The organism is Flavobacterium sp., from assembly GCF_035456225.1.
Lineage (GTDB): Bacteria > Bacteroidota > Bacteroidia > Flavobacteriales > Flavobacteriaceae > Flavobacterium.
This window is the reverse complement of record NZ_DATIDM010000049.1, coordinates 1-4,806: the sequence shown is the minus strand read 5'-3', so window position 1 is coordinate 4,806 and position 4,806 is coordinate 1. Positions and strand designations below refer to the sequence as shown.

The following is a 4,806-nucleotide window of genomic DNA, read 5'->3' as shown; positions in this document are numbered from 1 at the left end:
ATGGAGCGTTCCAATTTCATTTTGGCAGACTGAACGCCTTCTTCGATGTATAAATCCTCAGTGCCTAACCATTTTTCAGCTACCCGAATATCTCTCACCATACGGAAAACACCGTCAGGTCCTAAAGAACCAGCTTGGTCCGTTCCTTTCATATTCCTGTCGATAGTGATGTGTTTTTCAATAATTTTAGCGCCCATACCTACCGCCACAACCGGAGCTGAAATCCCGATGGTATGATCGGAAAAACCAATGGTGTACTCACCGTAGTTTTTTTGCAGATAGGTAATTGTCTTTAAATTCAAATTATCCGGATGCGTTGGATATTGCGAAACACAATGAAGAATGGACAATTGGGAATGGTATTTTGTTATTACTGCAATCGCTTCATCCAATTCCTTTTTCCCAGCCATACCGGTCGAAAGAATTATAGGTATTTTTGTTTCGGCCATGGCGGCTAACAGAGGTAAATTCGTTAAATCCCTGCTGGCAATTTTCAAACAATCCGGCTGAAACAATTTTAACAGAGAAAGACATCCTATAGAACATAATGTTTCAACAAAATCCAATCCTTTGCTTTTTGCATATTTAAAAACTTCAAAATGCTCCTCATCGGTCAATTCTAAATATTCACGATGTTCACCATAAGTTTTTCCGAAAGAATGTGGCGAATCATACGCTCGGTTCATTTGAGAGTCGGTCAATTCCTCTTTCAAGTCTCTTTTGGTCAGTTTAACCGCGTTCATTGGTTTTAGATTCAAACCGAAATCACCTTCAAAAACAGGTCTTGAAACCAATTCTACAATAAGTTTGGCTATATCTACTGAACCATTATGATTTTGTCCAATTTCACCAATGATGTATACTCCATCTTTCGTTAAATCCTCCATAGTCTATCTCTTTATCAAATCGTAAAACGTAAATTATTTAGTGTTTTCAACAATCTGATTTGTCATTATTCTCTTGTAATGTCCATTTTCATCCAAAAAAGAAATTATTTCTTTTATTCCAAAATCGTCATCGTATCGTTCGGTAAGTTTCAGGTAAATTTCGGATAAAGTGGAAAAATCAACAGCAGTATCCAAAGTCATCCGAATATCACTTCTTCCTTCCAAAATAGAATTCGCAGCAATTAATTTAATTTGAAACAAATTACTGTGACCGTATATATAATTTGTCACGTGTTCATGGTAAAATGCCTCCTTTGTTGTCAAACTTACTTTTTTCAGTGCCTGAAGGGTTACATATTCTGCCCAAAAACCAAAATGTGTTTTAATACTCGGATTACCGTTAATGGAAAAACTTATATAGTCGAACGAAGGATTGTTTTCGGCAAAACCGATTAAATTCCGCATCTCGGAAACATCCAAAAATGGGTTATCTGCACAAACGCGTATTATTTGGTCAAAATGACAGGTATCAGCCGCATCAATAAAACGCTGAAGAACATCACTTTCACTTCCTCGGAAAACCATGCAATCCAATCCTTTTGCAATTTCTACCAAAATATCATTCTCTTCCAATGCAGAAGTTGCTAAAACTATCGGCACATGAGGGAAATTTTGCTGTAACTTCATTATAATCAACTCCAAAATAGTCTTGTCCTTAAAAAAAGGCAATACCATTTTTTGAGGTAATCGGGTCGAGCCGACTCTTGCCTGAAGCATAAAACAAAACGATGTTCCGGTACTCATATCGGTATTCTGTTAAACTATCTATCCGAAATTAAAGTTTCGCATCGGCTATTTCGCCCAATATTCCTTTCACATCAAACAGAAGACTGCTTTCTTTTTGCAGAATGCTGAAATCCATGTTTAGGAATTCTTTGTGTGCTACTCCTAAAATAACAGCATCATACTTTTCATTTGGAATTTCTGTTGTAGTTACCAATCCGTATTCGTGCATTACTTCCGCAGGATTTGCCCATGGATCATAGATAGTCAGGTTTGTTTCATAATCTTTCAATGCAGAGACCACGTCAACCACCTTGGTATTACGAACATCAGGACAGTTTTCCTTAAATGTAATCCCCAACATTAAAATCTTGGAACCATTTACTTTGATGTTCTTTTTAATCATGAGTTTAACAACCTGTGATGCTACATATTCCCCCATACTGTCATTAAGACGTCTTCCGGCAAGGATAATTTCCGGATGATAACCGTGCTCCTGGGCTTTCTGGGCTAAATAATACGGATCTACTCCTATGCAATGTCCGCCCACCAATCCGGGTTTAAACGGTAAGAAATTCCATTTTGTTCCGGCCGCTTCCAAAACAGCATGTGTATCGATATCCAGAATATTGAAAATTTTGGCCAACTCATTCACAAATGCAATATTAATATCACGTTGTGAATTCTCAATTACTTTTGCGGCTTCTGCTACTTTTATGGTTGGTGCCAAATGCGTCCCGGCAGTGATAACCGATTTGTACAATGCATCCACATTCTTCCCTATTTCTAAAGTAGAACCGGAGGTAACCTTTAGTATTTTTTCTACCGTATGTTCCTTATCGCCCGGATTAATGCGTTCCGGAGAATAACCGGCAAAGAAATCTGTATTGAATTTCAGCCCGGAAATTTTTTCCAGTACCGGAATACATTCTTCTTCGGTAACCCCAGGATATACAGTGGATTCGTAAATAACGATATCGCCTTTTTTCAGCACTTTCCCGACAGTTTCGCTGGCTCTGTACAAAGGTGTTAAATCCGGTCTGTTATTTTTATCGACAGGTGTTGGAACGGTAACGATAAAATAATTGCAATCGCTGATGTCTTCCAGAGTTGCCGAACAATAAAGTCCGTTCTCCTGTGATGCTTTTTCCTTTAAAACCGATTTAAGAACAGCATTTTCCACTTCTAAAGTAGCGTCGATTCCTTCATTCAATTCTTCGATTCTGGTTTTATTTACATCAAATCCGACAACAGGATATTTAGTAGCGAATAATCTTGCCAACGGCAATCCAACGTACCCTAATCCTATGACTGCAATCTTTATATTCATTGTGTATTTTTTACTTATTTAAGACCCTATCGATTGATAAACGAATCCTATTTTTTCAAGTTCTTTTCTGTCTAATAAATTTCTTCCGTCGAATATGAAGGCCGGTTTTAGCATACCGTCATAAATTTGCTGCCAATCATAATTTCTGAATTCATCCCATTCTGTCAAAACGGCTATGGCATGCGCATCCTTACAAGCTGCATACGGATTTTTTTCAACGGCGATACCTCTTTTGTTCTCCGATTCAGAGCGGGTTTCAAGGTAATTCAAATCGGACATAATTTGTTCTTCTTCCACTTTTGGGTCAAAAACTGAAACACTGGCCTGTTCACTCAACAAATCATCCGCCACATAAATTGCAGCCGATTCTCTGGTATCATTGGTATCCTTTTTAAAAGCCCAGCCTAAAAAAGCTATCTTTTTCCCGGAAACGGTATTGTATAATGTACTGATTATATTTTTTGCAAAACGACGTTTCTGATGGTCGTTCATTATGATAACCTGTTCCCAATAATCAGCAACTTCGTTTAAACCATAGGTTTTGGCAATATAAACCAGGTTCAGGATATCCTTTTGAAAGCAAGAACCTCCGAAACCTACAGAAGACTTAAGGAATTTAGGTCCGATTCGACTATCCATTCCAATAGCTCTGGCGACTTCATTTACATTAGCTCCCGTTCTTTCGCACAATTCACTCATCGCATTGATAGATGAAACACGTTGTGCCAAAAAAGCATTGGCGGTTAATTTTGACAATTCCGATGACCATACGTTTGTGGTTAAAATGCGGTCTTGAGGAACCCAGTTGGCATAAATATCAACTAGTGACTGAATCGCTTTTTGTCCTTCCGGAGTTGTATCACCTCCAATCAGAACCCTGTCTGGTGCGAGTAAATCCGCTACAGCTGTACCTTCAGCTAAAAATTCCGGGTTGGAAAGAATCTGAAACTGCACTCCGTTTCCTGTATGATCCAAAATATCTTTAATAGCACTTGCAGTTCGCACCGGCAACGTTGATTTCTCCACTACTATTTTATCGGTTTTGGCTACCCTTGCAATTTGACGTGCACATAATTCAATATGTTTTAAATCGGCTGCCATTCCTTTTCCGACACCATAGGTTTTAGTTGGCGTATTTACGGAAATAAAAATCATATCGGCTTCCTCAATAGACTTATCGACTTCTGTAGAGAAAAATAAATTTCTTCCGCGGGTTTCTGCAACAATTGCCGCTAATCCTGGCTCATAAACCGGAATATTGTCGGTGTTTACGTCATTCCATTCGGCAATCCTTTTTTCATTCAGGTCTACAACAGTTACTTTGATATGCGGGCACTTTTGAGCAATAACTGCCATTGTTGGTCCTCCAACATATCCTGCCCCGATACAACAAATATTCTTTATCATGCTTATTTAAGATTTTCCCAATACCATTTAACAGCCTCTTTCAAACCTTGCGAAATGGAGAATTGTGGATTGTAATTTAATAGTTTTTTTGCCTTGTCAATACTGGCAAGAGAATGCGGTATATCACCTATTCTGTTTGGTCCATGGACGGCTTTAATGGTAGCGATTTCAGGATCGTATTCGGAAAGACATTCTTTTAAGTGATTAATCAAATCATTCAAAGTTGTCCTGTCTCCGTATGCAGTATTATAAACTGTATTAACAGCTTCCGGATTTTTAGCAAACATCGCCAATTCATTCATCTGAAGCACATTATCAACATAAGTAAAGTCTCTTGAATAATTACCGTCCCCGTTAATTACCGGACTTTCGTGCTGCATCAATTGGATAACGAATTTG

5 protein-coding genes are annotated in these 4,806 nt (G+C 38.3%); all 5 read right to left on the bottom strand.

From position 1 onward, the window contains the following. The coding region (locus VLB74_RS02830) for an N-acetylneuraminate synthase family protein (protein ID WP_325201953.1) at positions 1-887 on the bottom strand (887 nt) is incomplete at its 3' end. 33 nt (positions 888-920) lie between these two features. Beyond that, a complete protein-coding gene (locus tag VLB74_RS02825; RefSeq protein WP_325201952.1) occupies positions 921-1,691 on the bottom strand; it encodes a cytidylyltransferase domain-containing protein in 771 nt (256 codons plus the stop codon). Between the two features lie 31 nt (positions 1,692-1,722). Then, positions 1,723-3,000, bottom strand: a complete 1,278-nt coding sequence (locus VLB74_RS02820; protein ID WP_325201951.1) for a nucleotide sugar dehydrogenase — start codon at positions 2,998-3,000, stop codon at positions 1,723-1,725. A gap of 18 nt (positions 3,001-3,018) precedes the next feature. Beyond that, entirely contained in the window at positions 3,019-4,407 is a 1,389-nt protein-coding gene (locus tag VLB74_RS02815) for a UDP-glucose 6-dehydrogenase (RefSeq protein WP_325201950.1), read from the bottom strand. Positions 4,408-4,409: 2 nt separating this feature from the next. Continuing rightward, positions 4,410-4,806: GDP-mannose 4,6-dehydratase (locus tag VLB74_RS02810; RefSeq protein WP_325201949.1), on the bottom strand; the 397-nt coding region annotated here is incomplete at its 5' end.